This window comes from Polaromonas sp. P1_E3, assembly GCF_056405935.1.
Window position 1 is genome coordinate 47,436 of sequence record NZ_JBFUBD010000006.1, and the last position, 21,932, is coordinate 69,367.

A 21,932-nucleotide genomic window follows, 5' to 3' on the forward strand; every position below is an offset into this window, starting at 1 on the left:
TTGTGTCAGGTTTCCCTGAGATCCATGACGGCCTGGCGGGCGCGCGCCAGGAATTCGGCCCTGTCTTCACCGGCGCCCAGGGCAATGGGGGCGCCAAAGGTGACCGAACAGAGAATGGGAACCGGCACGACTTCACCCTTGGGCATGACGCGCTGCACATTGTTGATCCAGGCGGGCACCAGCACCACTTGCGGAAATTTCAGTGCCAGGTTGTAAAGCCCCGCCTTGAATTTTTGCGGCTCCTCCTGGTTGCCGCGTGTGCCTTCCGGGAAGAGGATGATCGAGTCGCCGCTGTTCAGCGCCTCAATCAACGGCTCCAGCGGGTCCTGGTCGCCGGTCTTGGCGCGGTCCACGTAAATCGCATTGAAGACCGCCGTGGTGATCCATTTTTTGAAAGGGGTTTTGGTCCAGTAGTCTTTTGCGGCGATCGGCCGGGTGATGCTGCGAAGCTCTTCCGGCAGCGCTGCCCACATCAGCACGAGGTCGGCATGGCTCTGGTGGTTGGCAAAATAAATGCGCTGTTCCGCCTTGGGCGGGCAGCCCTGCCAGCGGGCCTGTGCACCGGTCAGCGTGCGGATCAGCCCCAGCAGGAAAAGCCCCATCAACTTGGCCAGAATGGGAGAAAACTTGTCATTCATGGGGCAGGGCCTTTTTGCTTTCCAGCATTCAGGGCAGTTCCACACCGCCCATGCGGGCGGTGATGGTGCTGGCGCGCGAGGCCAGGTAGCCCGAGCCGGGCCGTGTTTCAAAGTACTTGGGCCGCGGCAGCATGACAGCCAGCCGTGCGGATTCATAGGCGCTGAGCTTTGAGGCAGGCTTGCGGTAGTAATGCTGCGCTGCGGCTTCAGCGCCAAAAATGCCTTCACCCCATTCCACGCTGTTGAGGTAAATCTCCAGGATGCGTTCCTTGCCGAGCATGGCTTCAAGCAGCAGCGTCAGCACCAGCTCCTGGCCTTTGCGCAGCAGGGTGCGTTCACCCGACAGGAAAAGATTTTTGGCCAGTTGCTGGGTGATGGTGGAGCCGCCGACGATCTTGGGGGGCTTGGCCGGTGCCGCCGCCGCTTTTGACGGGGCGAGGCGGCTCACGGACTGCGCGGCGCGCATTTCGGCCTTGGCATTTTTGTCCCAGGCTTTTTCCAGCGCTTCCATGTCAACGCCGTCGTGCTCGGCGAAGCTGGCATCTTCCGATGCGATCACCGCGCGCTTGAGGTTGTCAGGCAATTCGCCGTAAGGCACCCATTGCTGCCGCCATTTGAGGGATCCGGTGTTGCGCACGACCAGGTAGGCTTCCGAGCGCTGGAAAGCGGTGGACTCCGGGTTCACCACGGCCATCATGGCGATGCGCGCCACAAAGAAAAGCTGCAGCGCGAGGCCGGCAATCAGCCCCAGGCCCAGCAGCCTGAGCAACGCTTTCATGGCGCGCCCGCTTTCATGCCAGCTGCGCCCGTATTTCCTGGAGCACCTGGGCCGATGGCGGGCGAACACCGCGCCACAGGGCGAAGGCTTCGGCGGCCTGTTCCACCAGCATGCCCAGCCCGTCGCGCGGCGTGGCGCCGTTTTCCCTGGCCCAGGCCATGAAGTCCGCCGCAGCGGGGCCGTACATCATGTCGCATGCCAGCGCGCCGGGCTTGAGTACGCTGGCGGGGACCGGCACGCCCGCGCCAGCCAGGCTGCTTGCGCTGGCATTGACGATGACATCGAAATGGCCCTGCAGCCCTTGCAGGTCATGCGCAAGCAGCTCTGTTTTTTGTAGCAAGCCCTGCATGGAGGCATGGGCCCGGTGGCGCGCCACCAGGGCATCGGCTTTGGCCCGTGTGCGATTGACGAGCACCAGCCGGCGTGGTCCGGCCGCCAGCAGCGTAGCCAGTGCGCCCGCGCCCGCGCCGCCTGCACCAATCAGCAGCACATCCCGCCCGGCCAGTGAAACGCCGGCATTGTTCTGGATATCGTTCACCAGGCCCACGCCGTCAGTGTTGTCGGCATGGATGGCGCCGCCTTGCAGCACCAGGGTGTTGGCGGCCCGGGCCAATTGCGCCCGGTCGGTCTGGGTGGCTGCGGCCTCAAAGGCCTGCAGCTTGAAAGGCACCGTGACGTTGCAGCCTTTTGCGCCGCCTTGCAGCAGCCCGGCCAGGGTGGCGGCAAATGTCTCGAGCGGCACCAGCAGGCGTTCGTATTGCAAGGACTGGCCGGTGAGCTCGGCAAACCGCGCATGGATCAGCGGGGATTTGCTGTGCGCGATCGGGTTGCCCAGGACGTAGTATTTATCCATGGCGGGGCCGGTGTTCATGGGTGCTGGAGCGGCAGGCCGACGTTGGGACTAGCGGCTGGTGAGTTTGGTTTCAAGCGTGTCGTCGCGCGTGAACTTGAAGCGCGACACCACCACGATCTGGTCCGCCTTGCTGCGCATCGCGTCGTTGAACTTGCCGAAAGGGCCGGTACCGCGCACGATGCTTTGCGCACGCCGGTCCAGCGTCAGGTTGCCCGAGGTCTGCACGACTTCCGTGTCGATCACGCTGCCGTCAAAATTCACCGTCACGATCATCGTGAGCTCACCGTACAGTTTTTTGCCGGCCAGCTCGGGGAAGTTCACCGTGCCCTTGTCTTCAATCTTGCGGCGCAGTTCGTCGTAATAAACGGCGTAGACCTCTTCACGTGTGGCCGGGCTGATGTAGCGCTTTTTCGGCCGTGCGTTTTCTTCGTTGATGCGCCGCTCGATTTCCGCCAGGATCTTGATGAGCTGCTTGCGCTTTTCTTCGCGCTCGGCCTGTGCCGGGTTGTTGGCGGGCTGTGTCGGGTCGGGCGGTGGCATGGAGGCCAGTTGCTTTTTGATTTGCGCGAGCAGCTGGGTTTGCTGCTCCTGCAGCGTGTCGACCTTGCGCTGCGCGTCTTCGGTGGCGTCGCCCAGCTCCATCAGGGCCGAAGGCGGCAGGGGCGATGTGGCCCGGCCTTTTTCGGCTTCGCCGCCGCCGGCAAGCGAGGCCTGTGCGATGGCTTTGGCAAAGTCGGGTTTTTCGTTGGACTTGGCATTGACCAGGATCACCTCGAGCGGGGTGTCCTGGAACACGCGGTTAAAGCGCTCCGGGTCCACAAAACGCACCGTCAGCAACACCACGTGGAAGGCGATGGAGGCGCCCAGGGCGATTTGCAGTGTGCTGGGGGATTTCACAGAAGGAGATTATCGGTGTTTATGCGCGAAATCCGGCATTAACCGACATTAACCGGCCACCGGAACCGCGGCAGCCGTGTCGGTTTGTGGTTCATTGACATCGACAGCAATCGAGATCGGGCCGGCGGCCATCTCCGACTCGCCGTCGTCCTCACCCAGGGGGTCGGGTGACTCGTCGATTTCCACATCCAGGCGCTCGGTCACCGTGCCGGAAATGTCGAGCGTAATCTCGTCGATCTCACCGAGCTTCACACGCACTTTCGCACCGCGCGGCAGGCCCTGCGCCCCCACGGCGCGCAGCACCAGCGGCAACTCGTCGGCGCGTACCAGGTTGTCCTTGAAGGCGGTGGCGGTCAGCTCGGTGATGTGGTTCTGCTGCAGGTATTTGAGCGTCCAGTAACGCTCGATGCCTGCCTGGAAACCGTTGTAGGCGCTGTAGGCGGCGTCAAAACCCGAAATGATGGAAAACAGCTCGGCGTCCTTGGGCTTGAAAGGCGCAACCAGCGCGGCCGTGCGGCCATGGCGCGCGCAGGCAATGATCTGCCACTGGTTGACCAGGTCGGTGTAGCGGCGCAGCGGTGAGGTGCTCCAGGCATAACTTTTGACGCCTATGCCCGCGTGCGGCAGCGCCTTGGTGCCCATGCGCACCTTCACGCCGGGCGCCAGGCTTGCCTGGCTGCGGTAAATCCCGGGCACGCCGTGCTCGGCCAGCCACTGGCCCCAGGTGCTGTTCGCCAGGATCATCGCCTCGGCCACGATCAAATCCAGCGGCGCGCCGCGCTGGCGCGTGCTGATGCTGACCGTCTCGTTACCCTGTGGCTCGCCGCCCGTGGGGTTGTCGAGGCGGAAGTTGTARTCGGGCCGGTTGAAGTTCTCGGGCTTGCCGCGCACGATTTCACGCTGCGCCTTCAGGTGTTTGGCCAGCCGGTGCAGAAAGGTCAGCTCCACACCCCACTGAATGCCGGTGGGCGGGCTGGTTTGCGCGGCTTCAAAAAACGCCTCGGTGAAGGTGCTGTCCAGCATGTCGTGGCGCAGGTTGCTCACGATGGGCACCTGCTCCAGCCGGGTCACGCTTTCCTTGATCTCCAGCGTGGCTTCGTCCAGCGTGAGGTACAGCGACAGGGCCGGGCAGTTGCGGCCCTCCTGCAGCGTGTAGCTCTTGACGATTTCATCCGGCAGCATGGTCAGCTTGTAGCCGGGCATGTACACGGTAGAAAGCCGCGCACGGCCCACGTTGTCAATCGGGCTGCCGGGCAATACTGCCAGGCCGGGCGCGGCAATGTGGATGCCCAGCGTGACGGTGCCATCACCGCGTGAGTTACCCAGGCCTTGAACGGACAGCGCATCGTCGATTTCGGTGGTGGCCGAGTCGTCGATGGAAAATGCCTTGACATCTGCTAGCGGCAATTCGTCCTTGACTTCGGGCGCCTGCAGCGCAGGGAAACCCGTACCTTTGGGGAAATTCTCGAACAGGAAGCGCTTCCAGTGAAACTGGTAGGGCGAAGCGATGGCCCCGGCCTTTTGCAATAAATCGAGCGGCGCGGTGTGCGTGGCGCGCGAGGCTTCAACGACGGCCTTGTATTCAGCGCTGTTCTTGTCGGGCTTGAAGAGAATTTTGTAGAGCTGATCGCGCACGGGCGCCGGGCATTCGCCGCGGCCCAGTTCTTCGGCCCAGGCGGTGATTTGCGCCGCGACCTGTTTTTTCTTTTCGATGGCGGCGAGCGCCTGCTGCAGGATTTCTGCCGGCGCTTTTTTGAATTTGCCCTTACCGGCGCGGCGAAAGTAGTGGGGCGCGTCGTACAGGCGAAACAGGGCGGCGGCCTGCTGCTCCAGCGAAGCGGCCTTGCCGTCTGCGCTGAAGTAGTCGCGGGCCAGGTCGGCAAAGCCGAATTCTTCTTCGCTGGCAAATTCCCAGGCCAGGTCCAGCTCAATATCCTGGCTCAGCTTTTGGCCGGCGGCCACCATTTCGGCAGGGGAGGGCTTTTCAAACTTCAGCAGGGCGTTGGCGCCCTTGATCTTCACGCGCTTGCCCGAGTCGAGCTCAACCTGCAGCGAGGCGTCGCTTTCGGACAAAATGCGGCCGGCCAGGAACTTTCCGGCTTCTTCAAACAATACAAACAAAACGGGGTCCCTTTGGTGTCTTTGATGACTGGGGACTAGTGTAATCAGGGCTGCTTCCCGGAGATTTCAGGCCAGGGCGAGAAAATCGAGGATTTCAGGCAGGTGCGTGTCGAAGTCGCTCAACGCGTGGTCGCCGCCTTCCAGTAACCGGATGCGGGTGCCGGCATAGCGCTGCGCCATTTCACGCCAGTCCAGGACTTCATCACCCTTGGCAATGATGGCGAGGTAGTTGCCGGGCGTCTTTAGCGGCCCGGCATGCTGGGCCTTGAGTTCGTCCACAAAACGTGGCTCGAAGAAAAAATGTTCGTCCGGGTTATGCCAGGCGGTTTGTTCGCCGATGTAGGTCGCCAGGTCGCGCGCCGGCTCCACGGCGGGATTGAGCAGCACGGCTTTGCAGCCGGTGCGCTCGGCCACCGCGGTGGCATAAAAACCGCCCAGCGACGAGCCCATCACCGCCATGCGCTGAAAGCCGCCCTGCTGCGGCCAGCCGGAAATTTCATCAAAAACCATTTGAAGCGCGGCCTGGGGCGAGGCGGGAAGCTGCGGGCACCACCAGTGCACGGCGGGGTGGCATTCATGCACCAGGGCCGCCATTTTCCGGGACTTGACGGATTGGGGCGACGACCGGAAGCCGTGCAGGTAGAGCAGGTGGGTGGTGCGCATGCCGCATGTTAGACGGCGGGCGATCTGCGCGCTCTGACCGGGCCGGCTTTTTCCGGTTTCGCTGTGTTTCATGGAGTTTCCAGGAAAAAGAGGCTGTAGGTCAATAAGGACGTGCGCAAGCAGCTATTTATTTGATAGCGCTCCCCGCTCCTGCCTAATGTGCCGCGGCCCGTTCGCGGCTTCAAGGCTGGCGGATAATCCCGACATGGCTGCCGTTTTCGACAAACCCTCCCTTTATCAGCGAACCCTGCCCTTGCTACAGGGCTTTGATGGCTTGCTGGCGTTTGCCGTGTTCCTGCTCGCATGCGCGGGCCTCTTGATCATGTATTCGTCGGGCTATGACCACGGCACGCGGTTTATCGACCACGGCCGCAACATGCTGATTGCCGGCGCCATCATGTTCGTGGTGGCCCAGGTGCCGCCCCAGCGCCTGATGGCTTTTGCCGTGCCGCTTTACATTGCCGGGGTGGCGCTGCTGGTCGCCGTGGCGGTTTTCGGCATCACCAAAAAAGGCGCCCGGCGCTGGCTCAATGTGGGTGTGGTGATCCAGCCCAGCGAAATCCTGAAAATCGCCATGCCGCTGATGCTGGCATGGTGGTTCCAGAAACGTGAAGGCCAGCTGCGCCCGCTGGACTTCCTGGCCGCCGGACTGCTGCTGCTCGCTCCCGTCGGGCTGATCATGAAGCAGCCCGACCTGGGGACCTCGTTGCTGGTGCTGGCCGCCGGCCTGGCGGTGATCTTTTTTGCCGGCTTGAGCTGGAAGCTGATTATTCCGCCCGTGCTGCTCGGCCTGGTGGGGGTGTTCCTTGTGGTGTGGTTCGAGCCGCAAATCTGCGCCGACGGCGTACGCTGGCCCATCCTGCACGACTACCAGCAGCAGCGCATCTGCACACTGCTGGACCCTTCACGCGACCCGCTGGGCAAGGGCTTTCACATCATCCAGGGCATGATCGCCATCGGCTCCGGCGGCATCACCGGCAAGGGCTTCATGGCCGGTACGCAGACGCACCTGGAGTTCATTCCCGAGCGCACCACCGACTTCATCTTCGCGGCCTATTCCGAAGAGTTCGGCCTTCTGGGCAACCTGCTGTTGATTGCTGCGTTCATCTTCCTGATTTTGCGCGGGCTGGCCATTGCCCTGGAAGCCTCGACCCTGTTCGCCCGTTTGCTGGCGGGGGCGCTCACCATGATTTTTTTCACCTATGCCTTTGTCAACATGGGCATGGTCAGCGGCATCCTGCCCGTGGTGGGCGTTCCCCTGCCTTTCATCAGCTACGGCGGCACGGCCATGGTGACGCTGGGGCTGGCCATCGGCATGCTGATGTCGATCGCCAAGGCCAAGCGGCTGGTCCAGTCCTGAACGGCGCCTGGTTGTGAACCCCAAACTCGTCACCGTGATCGGGGTGGGCAACATGGGCGGCGGCATGGCGGCCAATTTGCTGGATCGGGGATGGGACGTACAGGTCTGCGACATCCATGCAGGCAAGGTTGCAGAGATGGTGAGGCTCGGCGCTGCCGCTATCGCCTCGGGTGCCGATGCCCCAGCCGATTCGCTCGCCTTCATCATCTGTGTAGTGGACGCCGCGCAAACCGAAGAGGTGCTGTTTGGCCCACTCGGCCTGGCCCGCATGCTGCGGCCCGGCCATGCCGTGATGCTTTGCCCGACGATTTCGCCGCAGGACGTCGAATCTTTCGCCGCCCGCCTGGCCGAACGCGGCGTGCACACGCTGGACGCGCCCATGTCGGGCGGGCCGGCGCGGGCGCGTGACGGCTCCATGAGCCTGATGGTGGCCTGCCAGGACGAGGTGTATGCGCAGCAGGCCGGCCTGCTCCAGGCCTTGTCGGCCAAGGTGTTTCGCATCAGCGAAAAACCCGGCGACGGCGCCCGCACCAAGCTGGTCAACAACCTGCTGGCTGGCATCAACCTGGTGGGCGCTGCCGAAGCATTGGCGCTGGCGGACCGGTTGGGGCTGGAGTTGGGCACGACGCTGGACGTGATCGAGCAGTCGAGTGGGCAAAGCTGGATTGGCTCGGACCGCCTGCGCCGCGCCATCGCGGGAGACTATGCGCCGCGCGCACATGTAACCTTGCTGGAAAAAGACACCCGGCTGGCCGTGGAGGCCGCCCGGGCCGTGGGGTTTGAAGGGCCGCTGGGCCTCGCCGCCAGCGAAGTTTTTGCAGAGGCGCACCAGGCCGGGCTGGCCGGCGAGGACGATGCGGCACTTTTCAAGCACGTGAAGCATTCAGCCGGCAAATCCTGAGCCGGCCGGCAATGCAGGCGGCCCGTGGTGGAATGCCGCCGCGCCGGGCATGCGCAGGGCAGACTGCCTACAATGGCTTTATGACCTCACTTCGCTCCACCCCTGCCTCCGCCTCCAACAAGTCCACGGCCTCATCGACAGCCAGGCCGACGGCGGAGTCCACTTCGGGGCGGCTGGAGATTGCCGAAAAGCTGTTGCTGGCGCCGTTCGGCCTCACGCAGGCGCACCTGGGCCGCGCCCTTGGTGAAATCACCTCCCATGGCGCCGACGACGCCGACCTTTATTTCCAGTACACCCGCAGCGAGGGCTGGAGCCTGGAAGAAGGTATTGTGAAGACCGGCTCCTTCAGCATCGACCAGGGCGTGGGCGTGCGCGCCGTGAGCGGCGAAAAAACTGCCTTTGCCTATTCCGACGATATTTCCGAAGCGTCGCTGCTCGACGCGGCCCGAACCGTGCGCAGCATTTCCGCGGGTGGCAAATCGGCCCGCGTGAAGACGCCGGCCCGCAGGATTGCCGGCAGCCGTTCGCTCTACCAGGGCCTGGACCCGATCGCCACGCTGGACAGCACCGCCAAGGTCAAGCTGCTTGAAAAGGTGGAAAAGCTCGCCAAGGCCAAAGACCCGCGCATCGTGCAGGTGATGGCGGGCCTGGCCAGTGAATACGACGTGGTGATGGTCGCGCGCGCTGACGGCACGCTGGCCGCCGACGTGCGTCCGCTGGTACGCCTGAGCGTGACGGTGATCGCCGAGCAAAAAGGCCGGCGCGAAGTCGGCTCGGGCGGCGGCGGTGGCCGTTTCGGCCTGGCCTACTTTGACGACGCGCAGATCGCCGAATATGTGAACGACGCGGTGAAGGCCGCGCTGACCAATCTTGATGCACGCCCCGCACCGGCCGGCGAAATGACCGTGGTGCTGGGTTCGGGTTGGCCCGGCATTTTGCTGCATGAAGCCATCGGCCACGGCCTGGAAGGCGACTTCAACCGCAAGGGCTCCAGCGCGTTTTCCGGCAAGATCGGCCAGCGCGTGGCAGCCAAGGGCGTCACCGTGCTGGACGACGGCACGATTGCCGACCGCCGCGGCTCGCTCAACGTCGACGACGAAGGCCACGCCAGCCAGCGCAATGTGCTGATTGAAGACGGCATCCTGAAGGGCTATATCCAGGACTCGCTGAATGCGCGCTTGATGAAGGTCAAGCCCACCGGCAACGGCCGCCGCGAAAGCTACGCCCACGTACCCATGCCGCGCATGACCAACACCTACATGCTGGGCGGCGACAAGCAGCCTGAAGAAATTGTGGCCAGCATCAAGAAGGGCCTGTACGCCACCAATTTCGGCGGCGGCCAGGTCGACATCACCTCGGGCAAGTTCGTGTTTTCGGCCAGTGAGGCCTTCTGGGTTGAAAACGGCAAGATCCTGTATCCCGTCAAAGGCGCGACGATTGTGGGCAACGGCCCCGACGCGCTGACCCGCGTCACCATGATGGGCAACGACATGGCGCTCGACAGCGGCGTGGGCACCTGCGGCAAGGAAGGCCAGAGCGTGCCGGTGGGCGTGGGCCAGCCAACGCTGCGCATCGACGGTCTGACGGTCGGCGGAACGGCCTGATCCGGCCGGGCTGGATAAGAAAAAGACCTGTTTTTGACCTGTGCTACATTTCAGCTTATGAATTCGGCCAAGTTTTACTTCGGTTACTTTTGGTTCTCAAGCGCTTCCGGCGGTAGAGAGATCAACGCGTGACCCGATAAAACGCACCGATTCTCCAAAAACCGCCGGCCTCCGGCGGTTTTTTTTTGCCCGTTCAATTTTTTAAATGACCTGACTTGTGACGACCTGATTGATATCCCGAAAGAAAAGGAAAACAGCGATGAATGCCAAGCCCACCTCCGCCAGCGACAACTGGTATGCGAACGTCGAAAAGACCAGCCAGACCGACGACGAACGCATCAAGGACATCACCGTGCTACCCCCTCCCGAGCATCTCATCCGCTTTTTCCCGATCCGCGGCACCGCCGTCGAAACGCTGATCAGCAAAACCCGTAAAAGCATTCACAACATCATCCAGGGCAAGGACGACCGGCTCCTCGTCGTTGTCGGGCCTTGCTCCATCCACGACCCGATGGCTGCGCTGGAATACGCCCGCAAGCTGGTTGAGCAGCGCAAGAAGTACGAAGGCACGCTGGAAATCGTGATGCGCGTTTACTTCGAAAAGCCACGCACCACGGTCGGCTGGAAGGGCCTGATCAACGACCCGTACCTGGATGAAACCTACCGCATCGACGAAGGCCTGCGTATCGCACGCCAGCTGCTGATCGACATCAACCGCATCGGCCTGCCCGCCGGCAGCGAGTTCCTCGACGTGATTTCGCCACAGTACATTGGCGACCTGATTTCCTGGGGCGCCATCGGCGCACGCACGACGGAAAGCCAGGTGCACCGCGAACTGGCCTCGGGCCTCTCGGCGCCGATTGGCTTCAAGAACGGCACCGACGGCAACATCCGCATCGCGACCGATGCCATCCAGGCGGCAGCGCGCGGCCACCACTTTTTGTCGGTGCACAAAAACGGCCAGGTCGCGATTGTGCAGACCAATGGCAACAAGGACTGCCACGTGATCCTGCGCGGCGGCAAGGCGCCCAATTACGACGCGGCCAGCGTCGCGGCAGCCTGCAAGGAGCTCGAAGCCTCCAAACTCCCGGCCACGCTGATGGTCGACTGCAGCCACGCCAACAGCTCCAAGCAGCACGAAAAGCAGGTCGAGGTGGCACGCGACATCGCCGGCCAGGTGGCGGGTGGTTCGCGCCACGTGTTCGGCCTGATGGTGGAAAGCCACCTCAACCCAGGCGCGCAGAAATTCACGCCAGGCAAGGACGACTCGAAAGCGCTGGAATACGGCAAGAGCATCACTGACGCCTGCCTGGGCTGGGGCGATTCGCTGGACGTGCTCGAGATTCTGTCGGCCGCCGTGCTCAAGCGCCGCGAAAAGAAATAGCTCAAAGCAGGCGCATTTGCGGGTTCTGGTGGGGACCCGCCGGTGTTGTATCTGTGTGCGCGCCGTACGCATGTGAAACAATCGGCGAAATCAATTATTGGCAGGGAGGCCACGATGGGTACAGTCCACGGATGCACGAATTCGCAACACATCGGTGCGCGCGCCGGTAAAGGTCCGAGCCGGTTTGCCAAAGTTGCGCGTCACAGCATGGGATGGGTTTTGTGGGCAGCCGGTGCAGCGGGTTTTGCACAAACAGGCGCTTCTGCGGTCCCTGACGCGCAATTAAAGGGCTGCCCCTTTACCAAAGGCGACTCCATCACCAAGGTGAAGGCTTTTTACGCGCTGCAAATAGAGCCCACGCGCTTTAACAGCAGTGCAGGTCTGGCCAGTGCCACAGCCTATCAATACCATTTGCCGGACCGTGGCGTATGGATCTTCTTCGATAGCAGCCTGCAGGTCGCCAGCCTGCGGTTTGAGCCACCTTTTACCGGCTCCATAGGCGGTGTAGCCCCCGGTGCATCGCTCGACGAACTCAAGCGCGTCAAGGGCGAACCTGCCCGCCCGGCGTTTCAGGGCTTTCTGGATGCTGAAGACATGGCCCGGCGCAAGGACTTGCCCAGGCAACGGGTGGCCGAGTTGGCGGACATGGTGCCCAAGGCAAAAGTCGCCGATCTGGTCGATGAGGTGGTGAGGCTCTACACCGCCCCGCCGAAATGGACGCAGGCTTACACCTACGGCTCCTCACAGAGCGGCACGTTCAGCCGCTACGACGTGGGGGGCAATAACAAGGTCCAGGTTATTTTGTCGTCTAACTGCGCGCCAAGCTGAGTTTCACCGCTTCAAAAAACCCTTCTTGTCCAGGTCGTCCGCGAGCGCGCTGGCAAAAGCGTTGAATAGCGCGTCATCGATTTTCGCGCCGACAATGGGTTGCCCGACCTTGGTGGTGAAGGTCAGCGCAGGCGCTGAACTTTCAGGGGCGCGCAGCATGCCCTTGATGTCAAAAGTGGCTACGCAGCCCAGGCCAGTGCACCCCACCGCCATGTCATTGACATCGACAAAGAGCTGGTAACGGCCTTCCACCGGGTTAGGCAATCGCTGCTGCGGAACGGAAATGACCTCCACGGTTTTTACGCCTGACGCCTTCATTCTTTCGCTGAAGAGGGTCCTGAACCCCCGGTCAAATGTCTGGCTCAGGGCCGTCAGGGACTCTGCGGCGACCTTGCGATCCGCCTCGGTGATTACCGGCTGATAGCCTTGGGCGCTCTTTGTCAGTTTGTAGTTTGCCGGTAGTTTGGGACTCCAGTAAACGTCCAGAATCCGGATCGGCGTTTGCGCCGTTTCCATAGCCGTCGATTTAAAGGACTTCACTGCGCATGCCGTCAATGCCATCGTCGCCACAAGGCATGACACGGTTTTTAAGGTTGCCTGGAAAATAGTCATGGGGTGTTATTCATGGACAGGGCCTCAAGTTTAAGTGCCAGCGCGCGGGTTTCCGCGAATTGCCGCCGACCCTGCAGGTCGCGACCATGGGTCATCCAATCCTTTGCCGGGAGTCAGACATGCGCAGCGAAGTCAGTGTGACCTTCAAGGGCCATCCGCCCATCCGCCTGGACCTCAATGAAGTGCAGCCCATGCCGCACGATGCGGCAAGGACGTGGCTGGACGGTGAGTTCACCCGGATGGACTGCGAGCCGCTGCGGCCGACCGGCAAGCTGCTGACGGCCGACAAAGTGGTCGTCATTGCTCAGGCCGCCGGACCGGCAAAGTTTGCCGATGCCCAGTGGGCGCAGGCGTTTGCCCGGGCGTCGAGTGCGGCGTTGGGCAAGCCGGTTGTGCACGTGGATGTCGCAACATTGGGCATCAGTTTCTAGCTTCACCGCCTCGACTATTTAAGCGATTCAGGTCTTTAGCCCTTGCTGACCGTGCGCAAGCAGCTATCAAATCAATAGCGACCTGGTCTCTCGCGAATTCCCCCTCAGGCTTTCAGCGCGTGCAGCAGCTTGGCATGAATCCCGCCAAACCCCCCGTTGCTCATGCACAGCAAGTGGTCACCAGGCCGGGCGACCGCCGTGACCTGCTCAAGCAGCTGGTCAATGGTGCCGGCGACCTGGGCGCGCTCGCCCATGGGCGCCAGCGCGGCGCGTGCATCCCAGTCCAGCCCGCCGGCGTGGCAAAACGCCAGGTCGGCCTGTTCCAGGCTCCAGGGCAGCTGGGCTGTCATGGCGCCGAGCTTCATGGTGTTGCTGCGCGGCTCGAAGATGGCAAGGATGCGTTCGCTGCCCCGGCCGGCGCTCTGCAGCTGGCGGCGCAGGCCGTCCACCGTGGTGTGGATGGCGGTGGGGTGGTGGGCGAAGTCGTCATACACGGTGATGTCGCCGCCTTTGCGCGGGACTACACCGCGCACCTCCATGCGGCGCTTGACGTTCTGGAACTCTGACAGCGCCCGCGCCGCAGCCTCGGGCGCCACGCCGACGTGCTCAGCCGCCGCAATGGCGGCAAGCGCGTTGAGCTGGTTGTGCACGCCGCTGATGCCCCATTGCACATGAGCGACCGCTTCGCCGGCCTTGAGCACATGAAAGTCGTGCGGCTCGCCGTGGGCCATGAAGCCGCTTTTGTTCAGCAGGCCGCTGCCGAAGAGCAACTGTTCACTCCAGCAGCCCTGGGCCAGCACGCGCTGCAGGCTGGCCTCGGCGGCATTGACGACCACCCGGCCCTGTGAAGGGATGGTGCGCACCAGGTGGTGAAACTGCCGCTCGATGTCGGCCAGGTCGTCAAAAATGTCGGCATGGTCGAATTCGAGGTTGTTCAGGATGGCGGTGCGTGGCCGGTAGTGCACGAACTTGCTGCGCTTGTCGAAAAAAGCGGTGTCGTACTCGTCGGCTTCAATCACAAAGGTATTGCCTTCACCCAATCGGGCCGACACGCCGAAGTTGAGCGGCACGCCGCCGACCAGGAAACCCGGCTTGAGCCCGGCGGCTTCCAGAATCCAGGCCAGCATGGCCGTTGTGGTGGTTTTGCCGTGCGTGCCGGCCACCGCCAGCACATGGCGTGGCCCGGTCGGGTGGTGAGTGGGGTGGTGCAGCACATGGCCCGAGAGCCATTGCGGGCCGCTGGTGTAAGGCTTGCCGCTGTTCAGGATGGCTTCCATGAGCGGGTATTTGGCGCTGCCGTCAGGCAGCCGGGCACGTGACACCACGTTGCCGACCACAAATACATCCGGCTCAAAGGCCATCTGGTCGGCGCCGTAGCCTTCGATCAGCTCAATGCCCAAACCGCGCAGCTGGTCGCTCATGGGCGGGTAGACGCCGGTGTCGCAGCCTGTCACCTTGTGCCCTRCTTCCCGCGCCAGGGCGGCCAGGCCGCCCATGAAGGTCCCGCAGATTCCCAGAATATGTATGTGCATGGCCTGTATTCTAGGCAGGGCTTTCCATGGATCTGCGCAGGATGAAGCCAGTGGCTGTGCGAAAATTCCAGAGAAAAGTGCCTCTCGGTCAATGTGGACGAGCGCCAGCAGCTATCGATTTAATAGCAACCTGAGGTGCTGCGACCCGGGTGAACTTTAGCGCCTTGCCGGAACCCAACCAAGGCACAATCGCTTCGCCCTTCCTTCATACGCATGACGCCATTGGCTTTCGATGTGCCAATCCTTGTCAACCCAGCCGATCTTGACACCACATACCCTCAAATCCGAAATCGCCGCCACGGCCGCCGCGCTGGTGGTGGAAGAAGGGCTGGAATATGGCCCAGCCAAGCGCCGCGCCGTCAAACAGATGGCCTTGCCGGCCCGCACCGAATTGCCGGGCAATGATGAGCTGGAAGACGCTGTCCGCGAATACATTGCCCTTTTCTGTGCCGACACCCAGCCCGCCGAGCTGGCGGCGCTGCGCGAGCTGGCACTGGTCTGGATGGAACGGCTGGCGCAGTTCCGGCCTTACCTGGGCGGCGCCGTGTGGCATGGAACGGCCACGCGGCTGTCCGATATCTACATCCAGCTGTTCTGCGATGACCCCAAATCAGCCGAGATTGCGCTGATTGAGCACAATGTGGACTACGAGCCGCGCACCGTGACCGGCTTCACCGGTGACAGCGTGGAAGCGCTCAGCCTGCGAAGTGTGTGCAAACCTTTGAACGAAACTGTGGGTGTACACCTGATGGTTTATGACCACGACGACTTGCGCGGTGCCCTCAGGCCGGATGGCAAGGGGCGGACCCCGCGAGGCGATCTGGCTGCCGTGCAAAAATTGCTGTCCCCCCAACCCGGAACTACAGACACGTGAATCGCAGAAACATGCTCTATGGCGGTACCGCCGCCTTGGCCGGCCTGGCCGGTGCTGGCGTCGCCTGGTGGAGATTCCAGCCCCACGCGGTGGATGAACAAGTGGTGGCCCCTACCCCTGGCAGCGCTGCTGGCAGCGCGACCGACGCATTCTGGAGCCTGAACTTCGACACGCCGGACGGCAAGAACCTGTCCATGAGCAGCTTTCGCGGAAAACTGCTGCTGGTGAATTTTTGGGCCACCTGGTGCCCGCCCTGTGTTGAGGAGCTGCCTCTATTGGATTACTTCTACCAGGAAAATCGCGATAAAAACCTGCAAGTGCTGGGTCTGGCTGTTGATCAGCCCAGCGCAGTGCGAACCTGGCTGCAGACCAGACCGCTGCATTTTGCGGTCGGCATGGCCGGCCTGGGCGGCACCGAGCTCAGCAAATCACTGGGCAACATCGCCGGCAGCCTTCCTTTTACCGCGGTGTTCAGCGCCTCGGGCGAACTGCTTCATCGCAAGATCGGGAAGATCTTGCCGGAGGACCTGGCGCTTTGGGCCAAGCTCAATTAGCGGCAGAGCCTTGCCGATGAGCGAGCTGTATCGAAACCTTCGGTAACGGCTGACAACAGCTTCTAACCGCATACTCTTGGGGACTTTTTGGCGAAATGGCCAGCTGCCAGACGGTTGGGAATGGGCACCAGCTTGATGTACACTCTGCGCTTTCCCGGGGCAAGCCGTCTGGCTCGTCCCCGCAGTAATTAACTGATAAGCGCTTTAAAGCGTAAAAGCAGAAAGTAAGTGAAAAAAGAAAGAAGATCGGCGCTGCGTTGTGACTGCCTTGATTTTCGGGCTTTCATTCAAAAAGCTGCGTGCTGATCTTGCTGCCCAGCATCTACCGTCGTTGGAGAACCCCATGGATCTACGAAAACTCAAGACCCTGATTGACCTTGTCTCAGAGTCCAATGTGTCCGAACTCGAAATCACCGAAGCAGAAGGCAAGGTCCGCATCGTCAAATCCAGCGGTGCCCCCCTGGTGATGCAGCAGCCGGTTGCCATGGTAGCAGCTCCGGCAGCGGCCCCCGCCGCGGGCGCGCCCGCCGCCCCGGCAGCAGATGCCGCGCCTGCAGCCCCTGCCGGGCATGCCGTCAAATCCCCCATGGTCGGCACGTTCTACCGCTCCGCCAGCCCGGGCGCCAAGCCGTTTGTCGAACTCGGCAGCGTGGTCAAGGAAGGCGAGACCATCTGCATCATCGAAGCGATGAAAATCCTCAATGAGATCGAAGCCGACAAGTCGGGCACGGTGACCAAGATACTTTCGGAAAACGGCCAGGCTGTGGAATACGGCCAACCCCTCTTCATCATTGAGTAAGCGGGCGCCCTGCCTACTTTCCAAACCAGGCTTACCGACGCATGTTCAAGAAAATACTGATCGCCAACAGGGGTGAGATTGCCCTGCGCATCCAGCGCGCCTGCCGCGAGCTCGGCGTGAAGGCCGTGATGGTCTATTCCGAAGCCGACCGCGAGGCCAAATACATCAAGCTGGCGGACGAGTCAGTCTGCATCGGCCCCGCGCCTTCCAAAGACAGCTACCTCAACATGCCGGCCATCATCTCGGCCGCCGAGGTGACGGATGCCGAAGCGATTCACCCCGGATACGGCTTCCTGAGCGAAAACGCCGACTTCGCCGAACGGGTGGAGAAAAGCGGCTTCAAATTCATCGGCCCCACGCCGGAGTCGATCCGCATCATGGGCGACAAGGTCTCGGCCAAGCAGACCATGATCAAGGCTGGCGTGCCCTGCGTGCCCGGCTCGGAAGGCGCCTTGCCCGATGACCCGGTCGTCATCAAGCGCACGGCCAAGCAGGTCGGGTACCCGGTCATCATCAAGGCCGCCGGCGGCGGCGGCGGGCGCGGCATGCGCGTGGTGCATACCGAGGCGGCGTTGTTGCACGCAGTGCAGACCACCAAGGCCGAAGCCGGCGCGGCCTTCGGCAACCCCGAGGTCTACATGGAGAAGTTTCTCCAGAACCCGCGGCACATCGAAATCCAGATCCTGGCGGACCAGCACAAGAATGCAGTCTGGCTGGGCGAGCGCGACTGCTCCATGCAGCGGCGCCACCAGAAAGTCATTGAAGAAGCGCCGGCGCCGGGCATTCCCCGCAAGCTGATTGAGCGCATCGGTGAGCGCTGCGTTGCGGCCGTCAAGAAGATCGGTTACCGCGGCGCGGGCACGTTTGAGTTTCTCTACGAAAACGGCGAGTTCTACTTTATCGAGATGAACACCCGCGTGCAGGTGGAGCACCCGGTCACCGAATGGATCACCGGCGTGGACATCGTGCGCACCCAGATCATGGTGGCGGCCGGTGAAAAGCTGCCTTTTGCCCAGCGTGATATCGAGCTCAAGGGCCACTCCATCGAATGCCGCATCAATGCGGAAGACCCTTACAAGTTCGTCCCTTCGCCGGGCCGCATCACGACCTGGCACACGCCGGGCGGGCCGGGCGTTCGGGTCGACTCGCATATTTACGCCAACTATTTTGTGCCGCCCAACTACGACTCCATGATCGGCAAGATCATTGTTCATGGCGATACGCGTGAGCAGGCGCTGGCCCGCATGAGCACGGCGCTGGCCGAAACCGTGGTCGAAGGCATCAACACCAACATACCGCTCCACCGCGAGCTGATGGTGGACGCCAAGTTCATGGATGGGGGCACGAACATCCACTACCTGGAAGAGTGGCTTTCAAAGCGAGAAAGGTGAGCCCCCACGGTCGCTCACTTCGTGTAGTTCCCTGCCCCCCGAGGGGGCCGCTGCGCCTGCGGCCCGGCAAAGCCGGTTCCGCGGCCCCGGCTTGAACTGAAAACTGGCATCCAACTCTTCTACGATCAATGATGTTTGAACTGGTTCTGCTGGCCCCCGTCGATGAGGTGGAAACCCTGAGCGAGGCGCTGGACGCGCTCGATGCGCTCAGCGTGTCGGTGGAGGACGCCGACGCCCAGACGCCGGCCGAGCAGGCGCTGTTCGGCGAACCCGACATGCCGCCGCCCAAGGCGGGCTGGGAGCGCTCCCGCATCGTCTCGCTGTTTTCCACGGAAGCCCTGGCACGCGATGCCGCCGGCTTGCTGGCGGCCCAGGATTTTTTCGCGGGTTGCCGCGTGGTCGCCATCCAGCCCGTGCCTGAGCAGGACTGGGTGCGCCTGACGCAGTCGCAGTTCGAGCCGGTGGACATCACGCCTGAATTCTGGATCGTGCCGACCTGGCATGAACCACCTGCCGAGGCCAAACAGGTGATTCGCCTGGACCCGGGCCTGGCCTTTGGAACGGGAACGCACCCGACGACACGTATGTGCCTGCGCTGGATCGCAAGCCGGGCCGGGCAGGACCTGGGGCGCGTCCTCGACTATGGTTGCGGATCCGGAATCCTTGCGATCGGCGCGGCAAAGTTTGGCGCCGCCGACATCGACGCCGTCGACATTGACCCGGCCGCCGTCGAATCGACGCGCGCCAATGCCGAGGCCAACCACGTGGCGCTCAATGCCGGCTTGCCCGACAAGGCATCCGGCCGGTACCGCACCGTGCTGGCCAATATCCTGGCCACGCCGCTCAAGGTGCTGGCGCCGCTGCTGTGCGCACACGTCGAAAAGGGCGGCCACCTGGTGCTCGCCGGCATCCTGGAGCGCCAGGCCGACGAGCTCAAGGAAGCCTACGCCCCTTATTGCCAGCTCAGCGTGCATGACACGCAAGAAGGCTGGATCCTGATGACCGCCCGGTTCTGAGCCGGCACCGGCCGTCGCGTATGGCGGTTTCCGGGCCGCCGGCAGCAGGCGCCACCCCTACAATACAGCGCTAAATGAGCCTGATTACGCGCTGCCCCGCATGCGGCACGATGTTCAAAGTCGTGACCGACCAACTCAAAGTCTCGCAGGGCTGGGTGCGATGCGGGCATTGCGCTGAAGTCTTTGATGCCTCTGCGCACCTGCTGCCGCGTGACATGGCGTCGCCCGTGCCTTCGGTATCGTTTCCGGTGGCGGATACCGAACCCATGCCCTTGCCGGAATTCGTTCCTTCCGCGCCACCGGCCGTGGTTGCCGCAGACACGAAGGAAGAATGGGCGCCCGCAAGATCGTTTGCCGACCGGGTCCCCCTGAGGCCTTCAGGCCATGGCAGCCCTGTCGATGCGCAGGACAGCGCGGCCGATTTTGATCCTGTGCGCTGGAAGCGTGCACAGCAGGAGCGTCAGCAGGATCCGCTCGAACTGCCCGATAGCGGGCTACCGGATGAGCCCCCGGTCCGCCGGCCCGTGATGGTGCGCCCGGCAGTCGACGACGATTCCAGTTTTGCCTTTTCAGATGTGGATTCCGGCATGCCGGATTCGCGCGTGGAACACGATGTCTCTTTTGTGCGGGAGGCCCGGCGCAAGGCGTTCTGGAAACGGCCACTGACCCGGTGGACCATGGCCCTGGTGTCCCTGTCGCTGTTGGCCGTGCTGGTCGTGCAGTGGGCTGTCCAGCAAAGAGACACACTGGCCGCGCTGGAACCCCGGCTTGTTCCGGCGCTTCAAGGGATTTGCGGCCAGTTGCACTGTGACATTCGCGCCCCCCGGCATATTGAGGCACTGGTCATCGACAGCTCCACCTTCAATCGGATAGGGCCTGATGCCTACCGCCTCAGTTTTACGCTCAAAAACACGGGGGTGACGCTTGTCGAGATGCCATCTCTGGAAGTGACCCTGACCGACTCACAGGACCAGGCCGTGGTGCGCCGCATCCTGGCGCCCGCGCAATTTGGCGTCCGATCGCCGACCCTGGCCGCACGTTCCGAGGTGCAAGGGTTGGTCATCATGAAAATATCCGGTGATACGGACGCGGCAAGTGCCGCGTCGCCACCGGCTTCCGCGCCGGCGGCTGCCCTGCGGGTCGCGGGCTACCGTGTACTGGTTTTTTATCCCTGACTGAAATGAGAGAACTGAATGTCTGCTGTTATTTGTGGCTCCCTGGCGTTTGACACCATCATGACCTTTGAGGGCCGCTTCTCGGAGCAGATACTGCCCGACCAGCTGCATATCCTGAACGTCTCGTTTCTGGTGCCGGCGCTGCGTCGCGAGTTCGGCGGCTGTGCCGGCAACATCGCCTACAGCCTGCAGCAGCTCGGCGGCAAACCACTGCCCATGGCGACAGTCGGCAGCGACGGCGCCGAGTATGTGGAGCGAATGAAAACCCTGGGCATCAGCACCGAATTTGTCCGGCAGGTCGGTGACACCTATACCGCCCAGGCCATGATCATGACCGACCGTGACAACAACCAGATCACGGCCTTTCACCCCGGCGCAATGATGCAGGCCCACATCACCCGTATCGATGCGCGCGATGACATCAAGCTCGGCATTATTTCGCCCGACGGGCGCGATGCCATGCTGCAGCATGCCGAGCAGTTCAAGCTGGCCGGCATCCCCTTCGTGTTTGATCCAGGCCAGGGCCTGCCGATGTTTGACGGCAAGGAGCTTTCCCACTTTGTGGAGCTTTCAACCTGGGTCACCGTCAACGATTACGAAGCCAAAATGCTGTGTGACCGTACAGGCCTGTCCTGCGCCGAGTTGTCCCGGAAAGTGCAGGGCCTGGTGGTGACGCTGGGCGCTGAAGGTTGTGAGGTTTGGATTGGCGGCGAGAAAACCCTGGTGCCGCCGGTGAAAGCCGGGGCTGTAGTCGACCCGACGGGATGCGGTGATGCTTTTCGTGGCGCCTTGCTGTTTGGCTTGGAGAAAGGCTGGACGCTGGACCGCTGCGCCGCCTTGGGTAACCGGGTGGGCGCACTTAAGATCGCCACGCGCGGCGGCCAGAACTACACACTGGGTTCGGAGCAAATCAGCGCTTGAGCAAGACGGGGTGGGCGCCACCAGCTATTAAATTAATAGCGTGCGGCCGCTTCCCGCCGCGGGTGACGCGGCTAGGGCTTGTTGTGGTTCAGTGGTTTCAGCCATTCATCCCATGTGGCTTTGCTGGCGGCCGAAGCGCTGAGGCGCAACTGTTTGCGCCTTGAAGTCTCTCCGCGGGCCAGCGTCACGGCCTGTTTCGGAACGCCGAGACAGCCGGCCAGCCATTTCATCAGTGCCTGGTTGGCCTGGCCGTCTATGGGCGGAGCCTGCAGTCGCAGGCGCAGCGCCTGTTGCCCGCTCTCGCCATGCAGGCCGACCATCTCTGTATTGGCGGCATTGGGCACTACGTGAATGTCGATCAACACGTCTCCATTCTTCTCACGCCGTAGAAAAGGAAGGTCAGGCAGTGGGAGAAACGGTTTCATGCTGGAGCGCTAGTGGCAAATAAAGGGGTGTGGTGTCGGGCCGGTTTCATGGGTGGGCCGGCCATGAAAAAAGCCCGACATCTTTCGATATCGGGCTCCAAGCAGAAATACCTTACTGCTTACGGCTTGCTGGCTGTTGGAAACGGCCAGGCAGCTTGCGGGTTCAGAGTAGTCT

22 protein-coding genes are annotated in these 21,932 nt (G+C 62.5%); 13 read left to right on the forward strand and 9 right to left on the reverse strand.

Features of this window, described 5'->3' with window-relative positions; translation table 11 throughout:
- Positions 1–5: 5 nt before the first annotated feature.
- The 6 genes from AC1D0Z_RS02625 to AC1D0Z_RS02650 all read right to left on the reverse strand — a co-directional run bounded on the left by AC1D0Z_RS02625 (position 6) and on the right by AC1D0Z_RS02650 (position 5,950).
- Entirely contained in the window at positions 6–638 is a 633-nt protein-coding gene (locus AC1D0Z_RS02625) for a lysophospholipid acyltransferase family protein (RefSeq protein WP_477656680.1), read from the reverse strand.
- Between the two features lie 28 nt (positions 639–666).
- Positions 667–1,416: a transglycosylase domain-containing protein gene (locus AC1D0Z_RS02630; protein ID WP_477656681.1), complete on the reverse strand. Its 750-nt coding sequence runs from the start codon at positions 1,414–1,416 to the stop codon at positions 667–669.
- Positions 1,417–1,429: 13 nt separating this feature from the next.
- Positions 1,430–2,287 carry a shikimate dehydrogenase gene (gene aroE / locus AC1D0Z_RS02635; RefSeq protein WP_477656682.1) on the reverse strand — a complete coding sequence of 286 codons (858 nt, stop codon included), beginning with the start codon at positions 2,285–2,287 and terminating at the stop codon, positions 1,430–1,432.
- A gap of 30 nt (positions 2,288–2,317) precedes the next feature.
- Entirely contained in the window at positions 2,318–3,166 is an 849-nt protein-coding gene (locus tag AC1D0Z_RS02640) for an energy transducer TonB (RefSeq protein WP_477656683.1), read from the reverse strand.
- Positions 3,167–3,214: 48 nt separating this feature from the next.
- Positions 3,215–5,287 (reverse strand): ribonuclease catalytic domain-containing protein, encoded by a 2,073-nt coding sequence (locus AC1D0Z_RS02645; RefSeq protein ID WP_477656684.1) that lies wholly within the window; start codon positions 5,285–5,287, stop codon positions 3,215–3,217.
- Between the two features lie 66 nt (positions 5,288–5,353).
- A complete protein-coding gene (locus AC1D0Z_RS02650) occupies positions 5,354–5,950 on the reverse strand; it encodes a YqiA/YcfP family alpha/beta fold hydrolase (RefSeq protein WP_477656704.1) in 597 nt (198 codons plus the stop codon).
- Positions 5,951–6,155: 205 nt separating this feature from the next.
- Between AC1D0Z_RS02650 and rodA the strand changes: the two genes are divergently transcribed.
- From rodA to AC1D0Z_RS02675, 5 genes are all read left to right on the forward strand, one after another.
- Entirely contained in the window at positions 6,156–7,310 is a 1,155-nt protein-coding gene (gene rodA / locus AC1D0Z_RS02655; protein ID WP_477656685.1) for a rod shape-determining protein RodA, read from the forward strand.
- Between the two features lie 13 nt (positions 7,311–7,323).
- Positions 7,324–8,211 (forward strand): NAD(P)-dependent oxidoreductase, encoded by an 888-nt coding sequence (locus AC1D0Z_RS02660; protein ID WP_477656686.1) that lies wholly within the window; start codon positions 7,324–7,326, stop codon positions 8,209–8,211.
- Between the two features lie 80 nt (positions 8,212–8,291).
- Entirely contained in the window at positions 8,292–9,815 is a 1,524-nt protein-coding gene (tldD, locus tag AC1D0Z_RS02665; protein ID WP_477656687.1) for a metalloprotease TldD, read from the forward strand.
- A 259-nt stretch (positions 9,816–10,074) separates the two neighbouring features.
- Positions 10,075–11,199 (forward strand): 3-deoxy-7-phosphoheptulonate synthase, encoded by a 1,125-nt coding sequence (locus tag AC1D0Z_RS02670; RefSeq protein WP_477656688.1) that lies wholly within the window; start codon positions 10,075–10,077, stop codon positions 11,197–11,199.
- Between the two features lie 114 nt (positions 11,200–11,313).
- The gene (locus AC1D0Z_RS02675; protein WP_477656689.1) at positions 11,314–12,027 is read left to right on the forward strand and encodes a hypothetical protein; all 714 of its coding nucleotides are present in this window, start codon (positions 11,314–11,316) and stop codon (positions 12,025–12,027) included.
- Between the two features lie 3 nt (positions 12,028–12,030).
- Here the strand turns inward: AC1D0Z_RS02675 and AC1D0Z_RS02680 are convergent, their stop codons facing one another.
- On the reverse strand, positions 12,031–12,639 hold the full coding sequence (locus AC1D0Z_RS02680; RefSeq protein ID WP_477656690.1) for a hypothetical protein: 609 nt from the start codon (positions 12,637–12,639) through the stop codon (positions 12,031–12,033).
- A 119-nt stretch (positions 12,640–12,758) separates the two neighbouring features.
- Here AC1D0Z_RS02680 and AC1D0Z_RS02685 point away from each other — a divergent pair, with 119 nt between their 5' ends.
- Positions 12,759–13,070, forward strand: a complete 312-nt coding sequence (locus tag AC1D0Z_RS02685) for a hypothetical protein (protein WP_477656705.1) — start codon at positions 12,759–12,761, stop codon at positions 13,068–13,070.
- Positions 13,071–13,174: 104 nt separating this feature from the next.
- On the opposite strand, the gene mpl is transcribed toward AC1D0Z_RS02685, so the two are convergent.
- A complete protein-coding gene (gene mpl, locus AC1D0Z_RS02690; protein ID WP_477656691.1) occupies positions 13,175–14,602 on the reverse strand; it encodes a UDP-N-acetylmuramate:L-alanyl-gamma-D-glutamyl-meso-diaminopimelate ligase in 1,428 nt (475 codons plus the stop codon).
- Between the two features lie 262 nt (positions 14,603–14,864).
- On the opposite strand from mpl, the gene AC1D0Z_RS02695 reads away from it, so the two are divergent.
- The 7 genes from AC1D0Z_RS02695 to AC1D0Z_RS02725 all read left to right on the forward strand — a co-directional run bounded on the left by AC1D0Z_RS02695 (position 14,865) and on the right by AC1D0Z_RS02725 (position 21,332).
- Positions 14,865–15,476, forward strand: coding sequence for a hypothetical protein (locus tag AC1D0Z_RS02695; protein WP_477656692.1), 612 nt, complete (start codon positions 14,865–14,867; stop codon positions 15,474–15,476).
- On the forward strand, positions 15,473–16,030 hold the full coding sequence (locus AC1D0Z_RS02700) for a TlpA disulfide reductase family protein (RefSeq protein WP_477656693.1): 558 nt from the start codon (positions 15,473–15,475) through the stop codon (positions 16,028–16,030). Before AC1D0Z_RS02695 ends, AC1D0Z_RS02700 begins: the two co-directional genes overlap by 4 nt.
- 343 nt (positions 16,031–16,373) lie before the next feature.
- Positions 16,374–16,829, forward strand: a complete 456-nt coding sequence (gene accB, locus AC1D0Z_RS02705) for an acetyl-CoA carboxylase biotin carboxyl carrier protein (RefSeq protein WP_477656694.1) — start codon at positions 16,374–16,376, stop codon at positions 16,827–16,829.
- 41 nt (positions 16,830–16,870) lie between these two features.
- Entirely contained in the window at positions 16,871–18,220 is a 1,350-nt protein-coding gene (gene accC / locus AC1D0Z_RS02710; protein WP_477656695.1) for an acetyl-CoA carboxylase biotin carboxylase subunit, read from the forward strand.
- 131 nt (positions 18,221–18,351) lie between these two features.
- Positions 18,352–19,236 (forward strand): 50S ribosomal protein L11 methyltransferase, encoded by an 885-nt coding sequence (prmA, locus tag AC1D0Z_RS02715; RefSeq protein ID WP_477656696.1) that lies wholly within the window; start codon positions 18,352–18,354, stop codon positions 19,234–19,236.
- Between the two features lie 74 nt (positions 19,237–19,310).
- Positions 19,311–20,411 (forward strand): DUF3426 domain-containing protein, encoded by a 1,101-nt coding sequence (locus AC1D0Z_RS02720; RefSeq protein ID WP_477656697.1) that lies wholly within the window; start codon positions 19,311–19,313, stop codon positions 20,409–20,411.
- 18 nt (positions 20,412–20,429) lie between these two features.
- Positions 20,430–21,332, forward strand: coding sequence for a carbohydrate kinase family protein (locus AC1D0Z_RS02725; protein WP_477656698.1), 903 nt, complete (start codon positions 20,430–20,432; stop codon positions 21,330–21,332).
- 71 nt (positions 21,333–21,403) lie between these two features.
- On the opposite strand, the gene AC1D0Z_RS02730 is transcribed toward AC1D0Z_RS02725, so the two are convergent.
- Positions 21,404–21,757, reverse strand: a complete 354-nt coding sequence (locus AC1D0Z_RS02730; protein ID WP_477656699.1) for a DUF167 domain-containing protein — start codon at positions 21,755–21,757, stop codon at positions 21,404–21,406.
- Positions 21,758–21,932: the final 175 nt, after the last annotated feature.

What these genes read in the sequence shown, in the direction of transcription:
- AC1D0Z_RS02625 (WP_477656680.1), bottom strand. Translation starts at nt 638, where the DNA reads ATGAATGACAAGTTTTCTCCCATTCTGGCCAAGTTGATGGGGCTTTTC.
- AC1D0Z_RS02630 (WP_477656681.1), bottom strand. Translation starts at nt 1,416, where the DNA reads ATGAAAGCGTTGCTCAGGCTGCTGGGCCTGGGGCTGATTGCCGGCCTC.
- aroE (WP_477656682.1), bottom strand. Translation starts at nt 2,287, where the DNA reads ATGAACACCGGCCCCGCCATGGATAAATACTACGTCCTGGGCAACCCG.
- AC1D0Z_RS02650 (WP_477656704.1), bottom strand. Translation starts at nt 5,950, where the DNA reads ATGCGCACCACCCACCTGCTCTACCTGCACGGCTTCCGGTCGTCGCCC.
- rodA (WP_477656685.1), top strand. Translation starts at nt 6,156, where the DNA reads ATGGCTGCCGTTTTCGACAAACCCTCCCTTTATCAGCGAACCCTGCCC.
- tldD (WP_477656687.1), top strand. Translation starts at nt 8,292, where the DNA reads ATGACCTCACTTCGCTCCACCCCTGCCTCCGCCTCCAACAAGTCCACG.
- AC1D0Z_RS02670 (WP_477656688.1), top strand. Translation starts at nt 10,075, where the DNA reads ATGAATGCCAAGCCCACCTCCGCCAGCGACAACTGGTATGCGAACGTC.
- AC1D0Z_RS02675 (WP_477656689.1), top strand. Translation starts at nt 11,314, where the DNA reads ATGGGTACAGTCCACGGATGCACGAATTCGCAACACATCGGTGCGCGC.
- AC1D0Z_RS02680 (WP_477656690.1), bottom strand. Translation starts at nt 12,639, where the DNA reads ATGACTATTTTCCAGGCAACCTTAAAAACCGTGTCATGCCTTGTGGCG.
- AC1D0Z_RS02685 (WP_477656705.1), top strand. Translation starts at nt 12,759, where the DNA reads ATGCGCAGCGAAGTCAGTGTGACCTTCAAGGGCCATCCGCCCATCCGC.
- accB (WP_477656694.1), top strand. Translation starts at nt 16,374, where the DNA reads ATGGATCTACGAAAACTCAAGACCCTGATTGACCTTGTCTCAGAGTCC.
- accC (WP_477656695.1), top strand. Translation starts at nt 16,871, where the DNA reads ATGTTCAAGAAAATACTGATCGCCAACAGGGGTGAGATTGCCCTGCGC.
- prmA (WP_477656696.1), top strand. Translation starts at nt 18,352, where the DNA reads ATGTTTGAACTGGTTCTGCTGGCCCCCGTCGATGAGGTGGAAACCCTG.
- AC1D0Z_RS02720 (WP_477656697.1), top strand. Translation starts at nt 19,311, where the DNA reads ATGAGCCTGATTACGCGCTGCCCCGCATGCGGCACGATGTTCAAAGTC.
- AC1D0Z_RS02725 (WP_477656698.1), top strand. Translation starts at nt 20,430, where the DNA reads ATGTCTGCTGTTATTTGTGGCTCCCTGGCGTTTGACACCATCATGACC.
- AC1D0Z_RS02730 (WP_477656699.1), bottom strand. Translation starts at nt 21,757, where the DNA reads ATGAAACCGTTTCTCCCACTGCCTGACCTTCCTTTTCTACGGCGTGAG.